Source organism: Curtobacterium sp. MCSS17_007 (assembly GCF_003234175.2).
Lineage (GTDB): Bacteria > Actinomycetota > Actinomycetes > Actinomycetales > Microbacteriaceae > Curtobacterium.
This window is the reverse complement of record NZ_CP126257.1, coordinates 1,910,080-1,925,183: the sequence shown is the minus strand read 5'-3', so window position 1 is coordinate 1,925,183 and position 15,104 is coordinate 1,910,080. Positions and strand designations below refer to the sequence as shown.

Sequence of the window (15,104 nt, the reverse complement as noted above, 5' to 3'; positions counted from 1 at the left end):
CGGCTCGGCCTAGACTCGTCCGTGATGACGACCGACGAACCGCAGGCAGCACCGCACGACCTGGTCGAGGAGACCGAGGCGCAGCTCGACGCGGTGTCCGACGAGGCCGCCGCGCTGGACGCCGATGACGGATCCGGTGACGAGCCGGAGCCCGCGGACGAGAAGACCGTGTCCGAGGGCGAGCTGCGGGCACTGTTCGAGGAGCAGGCGCTCCCGTTCATGGACCAGCTCTACGGCGCCGCGATGCGGATGACGCGCAACCCGGCGGACGCGTCCGACCTCGTGCAGGAGACCTTCGTCAAGGCGTACGCGGCGTTCCGGCAGTTCCGTCAGGGCACGAACCTGAAGGCCTGGCTGTACCGCATCCTGACGAACACGTTCATCAACACCTACCGCAAGAACCAGCGGAACCCCTACCAGGGCACCATCGACGAGCTCGAGGACTGGCAGCTCGGCGGCGCGGAGAGCGTCACCCAGTCCGTGTCCGCGCGCTCCGCAGAGGCCGACGCGATCGACCACCTGCCGTCCTCCGCCGTGAAGGACGCGCTCCAGTCGATCCCCGAGGACTTCCGGATGGCCGTGTACTTCGCGGATGTCGAGGGCTTCTCCTACCAGGAGATCGCCGACATCATGAAGACCCCCGTGGGGACGGTCATGAGCCGTCTCCACCGTGGTCGCCGGCTCCTCCGGGGGCTCCTGGCGGACCACGCACGCGAGACCGGCATCGTTCCGGACGCAGCGTCGACGGCGACGATGCGCGGGCGGGGTCGGAAGACGACTGCGGCTGCTGGCCGCACCGACGGGAAGGACGCACGATGAGCGGCTGCGACTGCTCGAAGGCGAAGGCCGAGCTCGAGGAGTTCCTCCACGACGAGCTCTGCCGTGAGGACGCCGCGGACATCCGCGAGCACATGGAGACCTGCGAGGACTGCACGAGCGAGCACCGCGTGGGTGTCGTGCTCATGGAGACGGTGAAGCGCGCGTGCCGCGAGACCGCTCCGGAGCAGCTGCGCACGGAGATCCTGGCGCGGATCCGCGTGGAGCAGGCGACCCACTAGACGCCACGGGCGCGGTCGTCACACGGCACCTGCGCTGGGTAGGGTCGCCCCATGACCCTCACCGCCGAGCCGATCGCCACCTGGTCCGACGCGGACGTCGCCGACGTCACCGCCCTCGTCCGTCTGCTCGGGCACGTCGTCGACGAACCCGCCATGCGCGCACGCCTCGAGCGGCTCGTGCCCGAGGCCGGCCACCGCACGTGGCTCGTCCGTGGCGAGGACGGCCGGGCCGTCGCGGTCGCCGGCGCGCAGGTCACGTGGTCGTACGCGAGCGACGAGCCCACGGCGCAGCTCCTCCTGTTGGTCGTCGATCCGTCGGCCAGGAGGCACGGCACCGGTTCCGCGCTCATCGACGTGTTCGAGACGTGGGCCGTCGAGCAGGGTGCGCACCGCCTCAGCGCCGTGTCCGCCGCGGCGACCGACAGCGCGCACCGCTTCTACCAGAAGCGCGGCTACCACGAGGCCGGCGTCCGATACACGAAGCTCAAGTAGCTCGCGGGCGCTGCACCCGGCGCTGCAGCGACGCACGGGCAGCACCCTCGGTCCGCGCCCGGTACGGACGATGCGCCCCGTCTCCACGGGGCGCATCGTCCGTACCGGGCGCTGTCGGTCAGCCGAGCGCCCTGCGGATCACGTCCGACGCCTCCTGCGCCGACCGCTTGGACGAACCCGTCGCGGGCGCGGCGCTCGCCGGACGCGCGGCCACGGACAGCCGACGACCGTCGAGGTGCGGCGACAGGTTCATGCAGACGAACGGCCAGGCACCCTGGTTCTCGGGCTCCTCCTGGGCCCAGACGACCTCGGCCTGCGGGTACCCCGCCAGCACCTGGAGCAGCTGGTCGAGGGGGAGCGGCGCGAGCTGCTCCAGCCGGACGAGGGCGACGTCGGCGGCGCCGGACTTGTCGAGCTCCGCACGCAGGTCGTGGTGCACCTTGCCGGAGTGCAGCACGACGCGGCGCACGGCACCCTTGTCGGCCACGCGGTCGTCGTCGAGCACCTCGAGGAAGGAGCCGTTCGTGAAGGCCTCGACCGGGCTCGTCGCCTGACGAAGGCGGAGCATCGCCTTCGGGGTGAAGACGACGAGGGGCTTCTGCGGCCGCGCCCAGGCCTGGCGGCGGAGCAGGTGGAACCACGAAGCCGGGGTCGAGGGCCGCGCGACGATCATGTTGTCCTCGGCGCAGAGCTGCAGGTACCGCTCGATGCGCGCCGAGGAGTGGTCCGGCCCCTGACCCTCGTAGCCGTGGGGGAGCAGCAACACCAGGCCCGAGCGCTGCCCCCACTTCTGCTCGGCGGACGAGATGAACTCGTCGATCACGGTCTGCGCGCCGTTCGCGAAGTCGCCGAACTGCGCCTCCCAGAGCACGAGGGCCTCGGGACGCTCGACCGAGTAGCCGTACTCGAAGGCCATCGCCGCGTACTCGCTGAGCAACGAGTCGTAGATGTACAGGCGGGCCTGGTCCTCGGCCACGTTGGCCAGCGGCAGCCACTCCTGGCCGTTCACCCGGTCGTGGAAGACCGCCTGGCGCTGCACGAAGGTGCCGCGTCGGGCGTCCTGGCCGGCGAGGCGAACGGGCTTGCCCTCGACCAGCACCGAACCGATCGCCATGAGTTCCGCCATCGCCCAGTCGATGCCGCCGGAGCGGGTCATCTCGGTGCGCTTGGTGAGCAGTTGCTGCAGCTTCGGGTGGATCGAGAAGCCGGCAGGCGGGTTGCTGTGCGCGTCGCCGATGGCCCGGACGAGCTCCTCGGAGATCGCCGTCTCGTGCACCTCCACCTCGACGTCGTCGCGCTGGGCGGTCGGACGCTCGAGGCCGTCCACGGCGCCGTCGTCGTCCGTCGTGATGACGGGCATGGTGCCGGTCTGTGCCTCGTGGGTCTCGGCGAAGGCGCGCTCCAGGCGGTCCTGGAAGTCGCGGTGCGCCTCGTCGTACTCCTCCTGCGTGATGTCCCCCCGACCGACGAGGGCCTCGGTGTAGAGGGTGCGGACGGAGCGCTTCGCCTCGATGAGGTTGTACATGAGGGGCTGCGTCATCGACGGGTCGTCGCCCTCGTTGTGCCCGCGACGGCGGTAGCAGACGAGGTCGATCACGACGTCGCGGTGGAACTCCTCGCGGTACGCGAAGGCGAGTTCGGCGACGCGGGCCACGGCCTCGGGGTCGTCGCCGTTCACGTGGAAGATCGGCGCCTGGATCGTCTTCGCGACGTCGGTGGAGTACACCGAGCTGCGCGCGGACTCCGGGGGCGTGGTGAAGCCGACCTGGTTGTTGATCACGAGGTGGACCGTGCCGCCCGTGCGGTAACCGCGGAGCTGCGACATCTGCAGCGTCTCGACGACCACACCCTGTCCGGCCATGGCCGCGTCGCCGTGCACGAGCACCGGCAGCACGCCGAAGGTGCCGGGCGGCGTGCGGTCCTGCTTGGCGCGGACGATGCCCTCGAGCACGCCGTCGACGGCCTCGAGGTGCGACGGGTTCGCCGCGATGGTCACCGGGATGCTCGATCCGTCGGACGCGCGGAACAGGCCCTCGGTGCCGACGTGGTACTTCACGTCGCCCGACCCCTGACCCGAGACCGCGCCCGGCAGCGACGACCCCTCGAACTCGCGGAAGATCTGGCCGTACGTCTTGCCGGCGATGTTCGTGAGCACGTTGAGGCGTCCGCGGTGGGCCATGCCGATCGCGACCTCGTCGAGCCCGGCGCCGGCGGCGTGCTGGATGAGCGTGTCGAGGAACGCGATCGTGGACTCGCCGCCCTCGAGCGAGAACCGCTTCTGGCCGACGTACTTCGTCTGCAGGAAGGTCTCGAACGCCTCGGCCTCGTTGAGCTTGCCGAGGACGCGGAGCTGCTCGTCCTTCGACGGCTTCGAGTACGGCACCTCGATGTGGCCCTGCACCCAGCGCCGCTGCTCGGGGTCCTGGATGTGCATGTACTCGACACCGACCGTGCGGCAGTAGGCGTCGCGCAGGATGCCGAGCACGTCGCGCAGCGGAGCGGTCGTGGTGCCGGCGAGGCCGCCCGTCACGAACTCGCGGTCGAGGTCCCAGAACGTCAGCCCGTGGTTCTCGAGCTCGAGGTCGGGGTGGGTGCGCTGGCGGTACTCGAGCGGGTCGATGTCCGCCATGAGGTGGCCGCGCACGCGGAAGCTGTTGATGAGCTCCTGCACGCGGGACGTCTTGTTCACGCGGTGGGCCAGGTCGACGTTGATGTCGTTGGCCCACTGGATCGGCTTGTAGGGGATGCGCAGCGCCGCGAAGATGCCCTCGTAGAAGCCGTGCTCGCCGATCAGTCGCTCGTGCACCTTCTTCAGGTACTCACCCGAGCCGGCACCCTGGATGACACGGTGGTCGTAGGTGCTCGTCAGCGTGATGGTCTTGCCGACACCGAGCTCGACCAGGGTCTTCGTCGCCGAGCCCTGGAACTGCGCCGGGTACTCGAGCGCGCCGGCGCCGATGATCGACCCCTGGCCCTTCGTCAGGCGCGGGACCGAGTGCACGGTGCCGATGCCGCCCGGGTTGGTCAACGAGATGGTGGTGCCCTGGAAGTCCGCGGGGGTGAGCTTGTTGTCGCGGGCGCGCTTGACCAGGTCCTCGTAGGCGGAGAGGAACTGGCCGAACGTCAGCGTCTCGGCGCGCTTGATGCTCGGCACGAGGAGCGAACGGGTGCCGTCCTTCTTCGGGACGTCGATCGCGATGCCGAGGTTCACGTGCGCGGGCTCGACGACGAAGGGCTTGCCGTCGCGCTCCTCGTAGAACACGTTCTGGCTCGGGAAGTCCTTCAGGGCCTGCACCATCGCCCACCCGATGAGGTGGGTGAAGGAGATCTTGCCGCCACGGGCACGGCGCAGGTGGTTGTTGATGACGATGCGGTTGTCGATCATCAGCTTCGCGGGGATGGTCCGGACGCTCGTGGCCGTCGGCACGGACAGCGAGGCGTCCATGTTCGACGCGAGGGTCTTCGCCATGCCGCGGAGCGGGGTCGCCACGTCCTCGTGGGTCTCCTCGTGGTCGTCCGCCTGGTCGTTCGCCTCGGCCGGGATCGGCTGCGGTGTCGGCTGGCGCGACGTGGTCTTGGCCTGGATCGGGCCGGCGGGCTTCGCCTCGGCCGGCGCGTCACCGGTGGCGGGCTGCTGCGTCGACGACTGCCCCTGCGGAGCGGGAGCGGACGTGGACGGGGCTGCGTCGGCCTGGGAACGGTGGTAGCTCTCGAGCACGGGCCACCACGACTTGTCGACGGACTCCTTGTCGGCGACGAACTGCTCGTACAGCTCGTCGACGAGCCACTCGTTCGCCCCGAATTCCCCCGCGGTCTCGTCCGTACCCGTCAGATGGCTCGACACAGCCGATCGCCCACTCTCCGTCGATAGATGCTCGTGTGTGTCGTACGGGGCAACCCTGCTCCGCACTGCCCGCAAGCCTAGCCGTTCCGCGCCGACCGTTCGGTGACCGTCGGACGTGAGCCGTGCCTCCCGGCCGCGGTCGCGCGTGTCGCCGTCTGGTGGTCAGGGCGGACGACACCTGTCGCACCGGCGAACGCGCACCCGCGCGCCACGGGCCACTGCGACCGTCGGCGCACGCACGCGCGTCGGGGTCGGTGCGTGGTCGTACAGTGGCACCCATGAGGTTCTACGAGACGCGGCCGACGCACGACCTGACCTACTCCGACGTCTTCCTCGTGCCGAGCCGGTCCGGCGTGACGAGCCGGTTCGACGTCGACCTCGCCACGAACGACGGCACGGGTGCGACCATCCCGATCGTCAGCGCGAACATGAACTCGGTGACCGGGCCGCGCCTCGCCGCGACCCTCGCCCGTCGCGGCGGTCTCGGCGTGCTGCCGCAGGACATGCACCTGCAGGACCTCGACGCCGCGATCCGCTGGGTCAAGGACCAGCCCGTCGACTTCGACACCGCCTACGACATGCGCGCCGACACCACGGTCGCCGAGGCGCTCGAGCAGCTCCTGCCGGTCGCCGGTCGCGGCGTCGTCGTGCGCGACGCGGCGGGGGAGTACCTCGGCTGCGTGCCGGCCACGCGGCTGGGCACGGCCGGGGCGGACGCCACGATCGGCGACCTGCTGCACGGCCCGTCCACCGCGATCGACGCGGACGACGCCGGCACCGCACGCCACGTGTACGACGTGCTCACCGCGGCCGAGGTCGACTTCGCACCGGTCGTGCGGCACGGCCGGGTGGTCGGCACCACCAGCCAGACGAGCGCGATCCGCTCCGACATCTACACGCCCGCCGTCGACGGGGACGGCCGCCTGCGGGTCGCCGCGGCCGTCGGGATCAACGGCGACGTCGCCGCGAAGGCGAAGGCCCTGGCCGCTGCCGGGGTCGACGTGCTCGTCCTCGACACCGCGCACGGGCACCAGGAGGGCATGCTCCGCGCGCTCCGCACCGTCTCGTCGCTCGACCTGGGCCTGCCGATCGTGGCGGGCAACGTCGTCACCGCCGACGCCGTCGCGCACCTCGTCGACGCCGGCGCCACCATCATCAAGGTCGGTGTCGGTCCGGGCGCGATGTGCACCACCCGCATGATGACGGCCGTCGGGCGCCCGCAGTTCTCCGCCGTGCTGGAGACCGCGGCCGCGGCCCGCTCCCTCGGCGCGCACGTCTGGGCGGACGGCGGCGTCCGGTACCCGCGCGACGTGGCGCTCGCACTGGCCGCCGGCGCGTCGAGCGTCATGATCGGCTCGTGGTTCGCCGGCACGCTCGAGGCGCCCGGTGTGCTCCGTCGGGACGCCGCGGGCAAGGCGTACAAGGAGAGCTGGGGCATGGCGTCCGCCAAGGCCGTGCGCGAGCGGTTCGAGCGACTCGACCCGTACGAGCGGGCCCGCAAGGCGCTCTTCGCCGAGGGCATCTCGTCGTCGACGATCTACCTCGACCCGGAGCGACCGAGCGTCGAGGACCTGCTCGACATGATCACCACCGGCATCCGCAGCTCGGCGACGTACGCGGGGGCGTCCTCGCTCACCGAGTTCTCCGAGCGTGCGCTCGTCGGCATCCAGTCGGCCGCCGGCTACGAGGAGGGCAAGCCGCTCCCCGTGAGCTGGTAGCGCTCCGCTCGGCGCGCGACGAGCGGACGGACGGGAGGCGCGGTGCCGGCTGGCACCGCGCCTCCCGTCTCCGGTGGCCGGGTCTACCGGCGTCGGGTCGCGTCCTCGACGGTGCCGACGAGTTCCTCGAGGATGTCCTCGAGGAACAGCACGCCGATCGTGCGCCCTTCGGCGTCGAACGCGCGCGCCACGTGACGTCCCGCCGCGCGCATGGTCGCGAGGGCGTCCTCGAGGTCCATGTCCGTGTACAGCGAGATGAGCTGCCGGATCCGCTTCGGGGGCACCGGGACGTCGAACTCGTCCGGACGCAGGTCGATGACGTCCTTCACGTGCACGTAGCCCGTCGGATCGCCGCCCTCGCTGACCAGCACGTACCGCGAGAAGCCACGCTGGGCGACGGCCCGCTCGACGTCCTCGGGGGTGGCCTCCTCGGGCAGCGTGACCAGGTCGGACATCGGCACGGCGACGTCCTTGACCTTCTTCTCCGTGAACTCGAACGCCATCGCGAGCTTGCCGTCGTCGGTCAAGGTGCCCTCGCGACGCGACTGCTCCACGATCGTCTGCACCTCCTCCACGGTGAAGGCGCTGACGGCTTCGTCCTTCGGCTCGACCTTGAACAGGCGGAGCACGCCGTTCGCCGCCTCGTTCAGGCCGACGATCACCCAGTGCAGACCGTGGCCGATGTACCAGAGCGTCGGGACCAGCAGCAGCGCCGCACGGTCCGGCATCGAGAACGAGATGTTCTTCGGCACCATCTCGCCGAACACCACGTGCAGGAACGAGACGAGCAGGAGCGTGAAGACGAACGCCACCGTGCCGATGACCTCGACGCTCCACCCGGTCAGCCCGAGCGGGACCTCGAGCAGGTGGTGGATCGCCGGCTCGGACACGTTGAGGATGAGGAGCGAGCAGACCGTGATGCCGAGCTGGGTGGTCGCGAGCATGCGCGTGGCGTGCTCCATCGCCCAGAGGGTCATCTGCGCGGCCTTCGACCCGGCCTCGGCGCGGGGCTCGATCTGCGAGCGACGTGCGGAGATGACGGCGAACTCGGCGGCGACGAAGTACGCGTTGCCGAGCAGCAGGACGACCAACCAGAAGATGCCCCACCAGTCGGACCCGGAGGAGGCGGACTCGCCGGCTGCGCGGACCAGGCCGTCGTGGACGGACGCGGTGCTCATCGGGAGCCTTCCTTCGTGGCGGGGATGATGATCCCGGTGGCGGGTCGGGTGTCGTCGGAGCGTCGGGGACCGGACGCGTCGGCGAGCGGTTCGGGCTGCGTCGGGGTCCACCGGATGCGGTCGACCCGGCGGCCGTCGAGGCGCTCGACGCGGAACACGCCGTCGTCGAGCGCGACCTCGTCGCCGACGGCGGGCAGGCGGCCGAGGGTCGACATGATGAAGCCGCCGACGGTCTCGTACGGACCGTCCTCGGGCACCGTCACGCCGGCCCGGTCCTCGAGCTCGTCCGGACGCAGCAGCCCGGGGAAGGTCAGCCAGCCGCGGGAGCGCACCACGTCGATGCGCGCGCGGTCGTGCTCGTCGGAGACCTCGCCGACGATCTCCTCGACGAGGTCCTCGAGGGTGACGACCCCGGCGGTCCCGCCGTACTCGTCGACGACGATCACCATCTGGTAGCCGCGGCTGCGGACCTCGGCGAGCAGCGTGTCGCCGGGCATCGTCTCGGGCACGCGCTCGGCCTCGGTCATGAGGGCGCCGACGGGGACCTCGGGCCGTTTCTCGCGGGGGACCGCGACCGCCTGCTTGACGTGCACGATGCCGACGACGTCGTCCGCGTCCTCCTCGATGACGGGGAAGCGGCTGAACCCGGTGCGTCGGGCGAGGTCGATGACGTCGTCGGCGGACTCCGACACGCGGATGGTCGACAGCCGGGGCCGCGGGGTCATCACGTCGCTCGCGCTCAGTTCCGAGAACGCGATGGTGCGCTGGAGCAGCGTCGCCGTGTCCTGCTCGAGCGAGCCCTCGGACGCCGACCGGCGCAGCAGGGAGCTGAGCTCCTCGGCGCTCCGTGCGCCGGACAGTTCCTCCTGGGGCTCGATGCCCATGGAGCGCAGGACGGCGTTCGCGGTGCCGTTGAGGACCGCGACCGCGGGCTTGAACACGGTGGTGAACGCGACCTGCAGCGGCACGACCAGCTTCGCCGTCTGCAGGGGCAGCGCGAGCGCGAAGTTCTTCGGCACCAGCTCACCGAGGATCATCGACAGCAGCGTCGCGATGACGAGCGCGACGATCGACCCGACGGTCTCGACGATCGCCTCGGGGAGCTGCATCGCGAGGAACGGTGCCTCGAGCAGTCGCGCGATCGACGGTTCGAGCAGGTAGCCGGTCAGCAGGGTCGTGAGCGTGATGCCGAGCTGTGCGCTCGACAGGTGCGTCGACGTGACCTTGAGCGCGCCGATCACCGGTGCGAGACCGGATTCACCGCGGTCGCGACGGGCCTCGACCTCGGCGCGGTCGAGGTTCACGAGTGCGAACTCCGAGGCGACGAAGACACCGGTACCGAGGGTCAGCAGGATGCCGCCGACCAGCATGACGATGTCGAGGGGACTCATTCTCCACCTCCCGACACAGGGGAAGCGGGGCTGCTCACCGAGTGAGCGCCGGATGAGTGGGAAGGCGAAGAGGCATTCGGAGGATCGTCCACAGTGACAGTCATGGTACCGGGTGCGCGGTGTCGGAGCCGAGAGGACGTACAGGGAGTGCGCCGTGCCCCTCCCCACCGGCACGGCCGGGACGCCGCTGGAGCGGCGTCCCGGAACCGGCGGTGTGGGCCCGGTCCGGTGTCGGCCGACCGGACGGGAGGCGCTGGGCGGGCCGGGCGCGCTGGGCTACGCCGTGACGCGGGCTCGGTGGTACTGCTGCGGCTCGTAGTCGATCGCGACGCCGAGCTCGGCGGCTGCGCGCAGGGCGAAGGACGGGTCGCGGAGGAACTCGCGCCCGACCATGACGACGTCCGCCTGGCCCGTGGCGAGGATCTGCTCGGCCTGGAAGGCGGTGGAGATCATGCCGACCGCGATCGTGCCGATGCCGGCCTCGCGGCGGACGGTCTCGGCGAAGGGCACCTGGTAGCCGGGGCCGACCGGGATGGGGGCACGCGGCACGTTGCCGCCCGTCGACACGTCCGCCAGGTCGGCGCCGTGCTCGGCCGCCCACCGGGCCACCTGCACGGTCTCCTCGACCGTGAGCCCGCCGTCGACCCAGTCGGTCGCCGAGAACCGGACGACGACGGGGAAGCCCTCGCCGACCTCGGCGCGGACGGCGTCGATCGTCTCGAGCAGGGCCCGGGCGCGGTTCTCGAGCGAGCCCCCGTACGAGTCGGTGCGGCGGTTGCTCAGCGGCGACAGGAACTGGTGGAGCAGGTAGCCGTGGGCGGCGTGGAGTTCGACCAGGTCGAAGCCGGCCTCGACGGCGCGACGTGCGGCGGCGGCGAAGGCGAACGCGACGACCCGGATGTCCTCGGTCTCGAGCTCGCGCGGCGTCGCGTACCCGTCGAAGGCCACGGCGGACGGCGCGACCGTCTGCCAGCCGCCCTCGGCCTCGGGCACCGTGCCCTGGACCTCGTTCCACGGGCGGAACGTCGACGCCTTGCGGCCCGCGTGTGCGAGCTGGATGCCGGCCGCGGCGCCCTGCGCGTGCAGGAAGTCGACGATCGGCCGGAAGGCGTCGCGCTGCTCGTCGTTCCAGATGCCGACGTCGTGCGGGGTGATCCGTCCCTCGGGCACGACCCCGGCTGCCTCGACGACCACCGCGCCGGCGCCGCCCTTGGCGAACCCGCCGAGGTGCACGAGGTGCCACGGCGTCGGGACACCGTCCTGCTGCTCGACCGAGTACTGGCACATCGGCGAGACCCAGAGTCGGTTGCGGACGGTCAGGTCGCGGATGGTGATCGGTTCGAACAGGGCGTGCGTCACGCGGGTGCTCCTTCGGCGGTCCGTGCCGCCAGGTCCCGCAGGAAGGTGCGCAGGGCGGCAGGCGACGTGTAGTGGTGGCCGACCGCACCGATCGCGTCTGCGCCGGCGGCGTTCTCGGCCCTGTTGTCGACGAACACCATCTGCTCGGGCGTGATTCCCAGTCGCTCGCACGTGGTGCGGTAGATGGACGGGTCCGGCTTCAGGACGTGTTCCTCGGCGCTCACCACGACGGTCTCGAAGAGCGAGCCCATCGGCGACCACCGGTAGGGGTCGCCGAAGTCGCGACCCGCGTTCGAGAGCAGGGCGAGGCGCGTGCCGGCGTCGTGCAGCTCCTCGACGATCGCCAGGGTCTCGGGGTCGACCTCGAACCAGCCGGTGAAGTCCACCGCCCAGAAGCGGTGGACGTCGGCGACGCTCCACTGCCGGCCGGTCCGCGCCGCGATCGCCCGCCAGTACTCGAGGACCGTCAGGTCGCCGCGGTCGAGGTCGTGCCGGAGCTCCTGGTAGACCGGCAGCAGCTCGTCCGCGGGCACACCGGTCATCGCGACGAGGGTGTCCCACGCGCCGTGCGGTGTCCGGCTGATCACCTCGCCGTAGTCGAAGACCACCACACGACCGGGCAGGAACAGGCTCATGCGCCCCACCGTAACGTGGCGGTCGTGAACGACTCCGTCCCCTTCGCCCCGACCGACGCCGCTGCCTGGACCACCGAACCGCACGGTGCGTCGACCAAGTACCGCCGAGGTGTGCTCGGCATCGCGACGGGCTCCGACCGCTACCCCGGGGCAGCCGTGATGGGCGTCGACGCCGCGGTGCACACCGGCGTCGGGATGGTCCGCTACGTCGGACCGTCGCGAGCGACCGACCACGTGCTGACCCGGCGCCCCGAGGTCGTCTCGGGCGTCGGTCGCGTGCAGGCCTGGCTCGTCGGCTCCGGCATCTCCGCCGATTCGCTCGGTGCGCTCGACCCGGCGACCGCGGACGCGTTCGGGCACGCGTCGGACGACGGGGTTCCGGTCGTCGTCGACGCCGGGGCGATCCCGCTCGTCGACCTCGGCCCGCTCGCGGTGCTGACGCCGCACGCGGGGGAGCTCGCACCCGTGCTCGACACGTCCCGCGAGACCATCGAACGCGATCCCGCCACGGCCGCACTGCGCGCCGCCGAGCGGACCGGCAGCGTCGTGCTGCTCAAGGGCTCGGACACGCAAGTCGCGACGCCGGACGGAGCGGTGCGGCTCGTGGCCTCGTCGGCGACGCCGTGGCTCGCGGCGGCCGGTGCGGGGGACGTGCTCGGCGGGGTGCTCGGGGCACTCGTCGCGACGCGGCAGGGCGCTGCGGAGGCGTCCGGTGCACCGCTGGCGCCGTCGGACCTCGCGCACCTGGCCGCGACCGCCGCGGTCGTGCACGGGGTCGCGGCCCGGCGGGCGTCACAGGGAGGTCCGTTCACGATGACGGCGCTCATCGAGCAGCTGTCCGGCGTCGTGCGGGACCTGGTCGTCGACGGCGACGCGCGGGGGTAGGGCGCGGCCGGTCGCAGCGGAACGACAGGTTCGATGTCGTGCGACAGCGCACCTGTCGTCCTGCGTCGGCGAGGCGACCCGAGGTCGGACGGGAGGCGCGGTGCGTGCCGGCACCGTGCCTCCCGTCCGACGGGCGGGCGCGTCAGGACGCGGGCGTCGCGTGCACCACGAACTCGACGGCGCCCGCGTCGTCGACCTTGACGAAGCCGAGGTCGGGGGCCTGCACGCCGAAGTCCGAGAACGTGATCGGGACCGTTCCGGACACCGTGACGCCGTCGCCGTCCAGCCCGATCTGCAGGTCGGCGCGGACCGCCTTGGTCACCCCGTGCAGCGTGAGCTCGCCGTCCGCGCGGACCTCGGTCGTGCCCGAGCCGCTCGGGACGGCGTCGGTGATCGGCTCGGTGAGGGTGAAGGTCGCCTGTGGGAAGGCCGAGGCGTCGAGGGCGGAGTCGCGGAAGTACGAGTCGCGCTGTGCGGAGTCGGTGGCGATGTCGGCGACCTGCACCGTGATGGTCGCGGCGGTGATCGACGTGCCGTCGACCCGGGCCGAGCCGGTGACGCTGTCGGTCCGGCCGGTCACCGTGACGTCGGAACCGTTGAGGACCTCGTGGACGCGGTAGCCGGCCTCGGAGTCCCCGCCGACCGTCCAGTCGCCGGACAGGTCGGCCGCGTCGAGCGTGGACGGAGCACGACTGGCTGCGACGGACGGCGTCGCTGACGCCTTCGCGTTCTCGCTCGACGAGTAGACGTTCGTACCGACCGCGACGCCGACGACGGCGAGCACCGCGACGAGCAGGACGATCGCCGCCCAGACGAGGGGCTTGCGGGTTGCGGGGCGATGGCGGGGGTCGGTGCTCACCCGGGAACGGTGACACGTCCTCCTCAGGAGAGCCTGTGGGTCCGCCCGCTACGCTCGCACGGTGCAGCAGCGGTTCCGGTGGGTCGAGGGCGTCTCGCTCGCCGTGGTCTTCGTGCTCGTGCACACCGTGCTGTGGTGGCTGGCGACGACGGCACCGAACCAGCCGCTCGGCGACGTCACCATCACCTACCGGCGGTGGATCGAGGTCGGCCGGATCGACCACTCGTGGGTCGGCGTCGACTCGGACTGGGTGTACCCGGTGTTCGCACTCGTGCCGATGGCTGCGGCGGCGCTGGGCGGCACCGCGGCGATCGCGAGCGGCTGGCTCGCCCTCATGGTGCTGCTCGACGCCGTCGCCTGTGCCTTCCTCTGGCGGTTCCGCGCGCTCGGCGTGCGGGTCGTCTGGTGGTGGCTGGTCTTCCTGCTCGCGCTCGGGCCGATCGCACTCGGGCGGATCGACACCGTGGCCACCGCCCTCGCCCTCGTCGGGGTGGCCTTCGTCGTGACCCGGCCCGCGGTCGCATCGGCGCTCTTCACCGCCGCGGCCTGGACCAAGGTGTGGCCGGCCGCCCTCGTGGGCGTGCTGCTCCTGCTGCGGCGGGGACACCGCGGCGCCGTCCTGACCGGGGCCCTCGTCGTGACCGGGCTGATCGTGCTCGTCGACGTGCTCTACGGGGGAGCGCCGCACCTGCTGTCCTTCGTGAGCGAGCAGAGCGACCGGGCACTGCAGATCGAGGCGCCGCTCGCGACGCCCTTCATGTGGGCGGCGGCGCTCGGGGTGCCGGGGGCCGCGGTGTACTACGACCGCGAGATCCTGACGTTCGAGGTCTCCGGCGCGGGCACGCACGCGGCAGCCGCCCTCTCGACCCCGCTGATGGCGCTGCTCGTGGTCGGAGGTGCCGTCCTCGCGCTGCTCGCGGTGCAGCGCGGTGCCCGTCGCACCGAGGTCGCGCCGGTCCTGGCGCTGCTGTTCGTCGCGGCGCTCATCGCGGCGAACAAGGTCGGGTCGCCGCAGTACGTCGGGTGGTACGCGGTGCCCGTCGTCTGGGGGCTCGTCGCCGGACACCCGAGCGCACGGCGCTTCCTGCCCGTCGCGATCGGGCTGCTGCCCCTGGCGCTGCTGACGCAGGTGGTCTACCCGGGGTTCTACGACCAGCTCCTCGGGGTGCGCGCCTGGATCGTGTTCGTGCTCACGGTGCGGAACGTGCTCGAGGTCGCCGTGCTCGTGTGGGCGGTCGTCGTGCTCGTGCGGCTGGCGCGGCGCTCGCCGGGGCGTCGGGGTGGGTTCCCGTCCGGCCGTTCGGCGGGACGCTCATCGGAGGCGGCGTCCGGGTCAGCGGTGCGCGGGGGAGTCGACCGGGGCAGGATGGACGCATGATCGTCGCGTTCTCCGTCGCTCCGTCCGGTGGTCCCTCGGCGTCCTCGGACGGGTCCGTGCACGATGCGGTCGCCGCAGCGGTCCGGGTCGTCCGCGAGTCCGGGTTGCCGAACCGCACCTCGTCGATGTTCACCGAGGTCGAGGGGGAGTGGGACGAGGTCATGGACGTCGTCAAGCGCGCCACCGAGGCCGTCGGCGCCTACGGCACCCGGGTGTCCCTCGTGCTCAAGGCCGACATCCGGCCGGGGCACACCGGGGAGATCGACGGCAAGCTCGAGCGGCTCGAGGCGGCGCTCGGCGACTGAGC

Annotated in this window: 13 protein-coding genes; 7 read left to right on the top strand and 6 right to left on the bottom strand. The window is 71.7% G+C overall.

What is annotated here, in order from left to right; genetic code table 11:
• The first annotated feature begins 24 nt into the window (after nucleotides 1-24).
• The 3 genes from DEJ22_RS09030 to DEJ22_RS09020 are packed head-to-tail and all read left to right on the top strand — an operon-like array spanning nucleotide 25 to nucleotide 1,550.
• Complete coding sequence (locus DEJ22_RS09030; RefSeq protein ID WP_111226242.1) at nucleotides 25-819, top strand: sigma-70 family RNA polymerase sigma factor; 795 nt, start codon at nucleotides 25-27, stop codon at nucleotides 817-819.
• A complete protein-coding gene (locus DEJ22_RS09025) occupies nucleotides 816-1,058 on the top strand; it encodes a zf-HC2 domain-containing protein (protein WP_111226241.1) in 243 nt (80 codons plus the stop codon). Before DEJ22_RS09030 ends, DEJ22_RS09025 begins: the two co-directional genes overlap by 4 nt.
• A gap of 51 nt (nucleotides 1,059-1,109) precedes the next feature.
• Nucleotides 1,110-1,550, top strand: coding sequence for a GNAT family N-acetyltransferase (locus tag DEJ22_RS09020; RefSeq protein ID WP_111226240.1), 441 nt, complete (start codon nucleotides 1,110-1,112; stop codon nucleotides 1,548-1,550).
• A 118-nt stretch (nucleotides 1,551-1,668) separates the two neighbouring features.
• Here DEJ22_RS09020 and DEJ22_RS09015 read toward each other — a convergent pair whose 3' ends face one another.
• Nucleotides 1,669-5,394: a multifunctional oxoglutarate decarboxylase/oxoglutarate dehydrogenase thiamine pyrophosphate-binding subunit/dihydrolipoyllysine-residue succinyltransferase subunit gene (locus tag DEJ22_RS09015; RefSeq protein ID WP_181430676.1), complete on the bottom strand. Its 3,726-nt coding sequence runs from the start codon at nucleotides 5,392-5,394 to the stop codon at nucleotides 1,669-1,671.
• A 278-nt stretch (nucleotides 5,395-5,672) separates the two neighbouring features.
• Between DEJ22_RS09015 and guaB1 the strand changes: the two genes are divergently transcribed.
• Nucleotides 5,673-7,112 (top strand): GMP reductase, encoded by a 1,440-nt coding sequence (gene guaB1 / locus DEJ22_RS09010; protein WP_111226239.1) that lies wholly within the window; start codon nucleotides 5,673-5,675, stop codon nucleotides 7,110-7,112.
• An 83-nt stretch (nucleotides 7,113-7,195) separates the two neighbouring features.
• Here guaB1 and DEJ22_RS09005 read toward each other — a convergent pair whose 3' ends face one another.
• The 4 genes from DEJ22_RS09005 to DEJ22_RS08990 form a co-directional block, all read right to left on the bottom strand.
• Complete coding sequence (locus tag DEJ22_RS09005; RefSeq protein ID WP_258379539.1) at nucleotides 7,196-8,290, bottom strand: hemolysin family protein; 1,095 nt, start codon at nucleotides 8,288-8,290, stop codon at nucleotides 7,196-7,198.
• Entirely contained in the window at nucleotides 8,287-9,681 is a 1,395-nt protein-coding gene (locus DEJ22_RS09000; protein WP_111226238.1) for a hemolysin family protein, read from the bottom strand. The genes DEJ22_RS09005 and DEJ22_RS09000 overlap by 4 nt, the downstream gene beginning before the upstream one ends.
• Before the next feature lie 276 nt (nucleotides 9,682-9,957).
• The gene (locus DEJ22_RS08995; protein ID WP_111226237.1) at nucleotides 9,958-11,040 is read right to left on the bottom strand and encodes an NADH:flavin oxidoreductase/NADH oxidase; all 1,083 of its coding nucleotides are present in this window, start codon (nucleotides 11,038-11,040) and stop codon (nucleotides 9,958-9,960) included.
• Nucleotides 11,037-11,675 (bottom strand): HAD family hydrolase, encoded by a 639-nt coding sequence (locus tag DEJ22_RS08990; RefSeq protein ID WP_111226236.1) that lies wholly within the window; start codon nucleotides 11,673-11,675, stop codon nucleotides 11,037-11,039. The genes DEJ22_RS08995 and DEJ22_RS08990 overlap by 4 nt, the downstream gene beginning before the upstream one ends.
• A gap of 24 nt (nucleotides 11,676-11,699) precedes the next feature.
• Between DEJ22_RS08990 and DEJ22_RS08985 the strand changes: the two genes are divergently transcribed.
• A complete protein-coding gene (locus DEJ22_RS08985) occupies nucleotides 11,700-12,560 on the top strand; it encodes an ADP-dependent NAD(P)H-hydrate dehydratase (RefSeq protein WP_111226446.1) in 861 nt (286 codons plus the stop codon).
• 142 nt (nucleotides 12,561-12,702) lie between these two features.
• On the opposite strand, the gene DEJ22_RS08980 is transcribed toward DEJ22_RS08985, so the two are convergent.
• Nucleotides 12,703-13,419 (bottom strand): YceI family protein, encoded by a 717-nt coding sequence (locus DEJ22_RS08980; protein WP_111226235.1) that lies wholly within the window; start codon nucleotides 13,417-13,419, stop codon nucleotides 12,703-12,705.
• 61 nt (nucleotides 13,420-13,480) lie between these two features.
• Between DEJ22_RS08980 and DEJ22_RS08975 the strand changes: the two genes are divergently transcribed.
• Together DEJ22_RS08975 and DEJ22_RS08970 are read left to right on the top strand one after the other, a co-directional pair.
• Complete coding sequence (locus tag DEJ22_RS08975; protein WP_111226234.1) at nucleotides 13,481-14,797, top strand: glycosyltransferase family protein; 1,317 nt, start codon at nucleotides 13,481-13,483, stop codon at nucleotides 14,795-14,797.
• Nucleotides 14,794-15,102 carry a thiamine-binding protein gene (locus DEJ22_RS08970; RefSeq protein WP_111226233.1) on the top strand — a complete coding sequence of 103 codons (309 nt, stop codon included), beginning with the start codon at nucleotides 14,794-14,796 and terminating at the stop codon, nucleotides 15,100-15,102. Before DEJ22_RS08975 ends, DEJ22_RS08970 begins: the two co-directional genes overlap by 4 nt.
• Nucleotides 15,103-15,104 lie beyond the last annotated feature (2 nt).

Coding starts and splice junctions, on each gene's coding strand:
- DEJ22_RS08970 (WP_111226233.1), top strand. CDS start 14,794: ATGATCGTCGCGTTCTCCGTCGCTCCGTCCGGTGGTCCCTCGGCGTCC.
- DEJ22_RS09030 (WP_111226242.1), top strand. CDS start 25: ATGACGACCGACGAACCGCAGGCAGCACCGCACGACCTGGTCGAGGAG.
- DEJ22_RS08990 (WP_111226236.1), bottom strand. CDS start 11,675: ATGAGCCTGTTCCTGCCCGGTCGTGTGGTGGTCTTCGACTACGGCGAG.
- DEJ22_RS09020 (WP_111226240.1), top strand. CDS start 1,110: ATGACCCTCACCGCCGAGCCGATCGCCACCTGGTCCGACGCGGACGTC.
- DEJ22_RS09025 (WP_111226241.1), top strand. CDS start 816: ATGAGCGGCTGCGACTGCTCGAAGGCGAAGGCCGAGCTCGAGGAGTTC.
- DEJ22_RS09005 (WP_258379539.1), bottom strand. CDS start 8,290: ATGAGCACCGCGTCCGTCCACGACGGCCTGGTCCGCGCAGCCGGCGAG.
- DEJ22_RS09000 (WP_111226238.1), bottom strand. CDS start 9,681: ATGAGTCCCCTCGACATCGTCATGCTGGTCGGCGGCATCCTGCTGACC.
- guaB1 (WP_111226239.1), top strand. CDS start 5,673: ATGAGGTTCTACGAGACGCGGCCGACGCACGACCTGACCTACTCCGAC.